2 protein-coding genes are annotated in these 1,373 nt (G+C 64.9%); both read left to right on the top strand.

What is annotated here, in order from left to right; all coding sequences use genetic code 11:
* On the top strand, nucleotides 1–990 hold a 990-nt coding region (locus EOA36_RS37590), incomplete at its 5' end, for a hypothetical protein (RefSeq protein ID WP_210212448.1).
* A gap of 3 nt (nucleotides 991–993) precedes the next feature.
* On the top strand, nucleotides 994–1,373 hold a 380-nt coding region (locus EOA36_RS35510; protein WP_145969515.1), incomplete at its 3' end, for a hypothetical protein.

A 1,373-nucleotide genomic window follows, 5' to 3' on the forward strand; every position in this document is an offset into this window, starting at 1 on the left:
GTGCGCAAAACCGGCAAGAGCCTTGACTACGCGCGCGAGGCGGCGGCCGAAGCCGGCTATTTCGATCATCTCTATGGCGACCCGGCCACGGCCGTGGCGCGCTCGACGCCTGACGATCTGCTGCGCGCTATCGAGCGCGAGCATGGCGGCGAGCCGGTGTTTTCGCCGCGCAACGATGGCGGCCGGGTCTTCGACTGGCAGGAGTACCAGGCCGGCCGGCAGCGCCAGGACGCATTCCGCCGCGTGGTCGATGAAGTGCAGGGCGCGGCCGATGAACTCGGCATCGATCACCAGATTGACGATTCTGTACTGACCAGGGCGGCCGCCCTTGTGGACGATGAAACCGACGCGGTGACGGCGCTTGAGCGCGCGCTTGATGAGGACTATAGGAATTATGCCGACGCGCTTTCGGAGCGCGGAGAGGAACCGATCGATGCCACAGACATCCCCTTCTTCGATTTCCCAGGGCAAGACACCGGCCCAGGCGCTGGCGCTGGCCGCGCGGCTGGAGAAGCGGGCAGCGAGGGCGCACCCCGAGGACGCGGCGCAGATGCAGCGAATGGCCAAGAGCTATCGCGTGCTGGCGCAGATGAAGAGCCGCAAGGTCTAAGGCAACCAGGGTCGACGCCCGAGCCGGCGACGCCGGAAGCGGCCGACACAGCCGCCCTGGTGCTGCAGGAAGCGCGCAAACCATCGGACAGCGAAGCCACCGCAGCCGGCGAGCAGACCTTGCTCGAAGGGGTGAAACCCGTTTCGACCAAGGAAAAGCTCGAAGCTCAAGGGTCCAAACCGTTGAAGGGCGGCGACAAGGCCATGCCCGAGGGCGGGCTGTTCGATCTCGAAAGCCGCAAGCAGCTCGACATATGGGACGCCATGCCGGCGGCCAGGGAAGCGGACGGCACCACTTTACACGCCACCCACGAAACCATGATCGCCGACGCCGACAGGACCGAGTTTTACGGCGACCTGATCGCCAGTTGCAAGGATTGATCGATGGGCCTGAAAGACTGTTTGATTTCCGCCGTCGAGCAGAAGGCCATCACCAAGGAAGAAGCGGCCTATCTGTCCGATGAGTTCGACAGCAAATTCGCGCAGCATCGCAACGGCATGAGCGAGGATGCGGCCAAGGCCAAGGCGCGCAAGGATCTCGAAATGCAGCTGATGGCCGAGGCGCGCGAGAAGCGCCGGCGGGCCGATCTGACCGAGGCGCGGCGCATCGGCATCAAGACCTATCTACAGGGCTATCGCGACCGCGCCGGCAATGCCAACGTTTTCGAAGGCGCCATGGCGCTGCTCTCGCATTACGGCTTTCGCGGCGCATCGAGCGTGCGCGGCCGCACCGAGGCCATCATTGCCGGCGCGCAGAAGAACCT

This window comes from Mesorhizobium sp. M8A.F.Ca.ET.021.01.1.1 (genome assembly GCF_003998025.1).
Classification (GTDB): domain Bacteria; phylum Pseudomonadota; class Alphaproteobacteria; order Rhizobiales; family Rhizobiaceae; genus Mesorhizobium.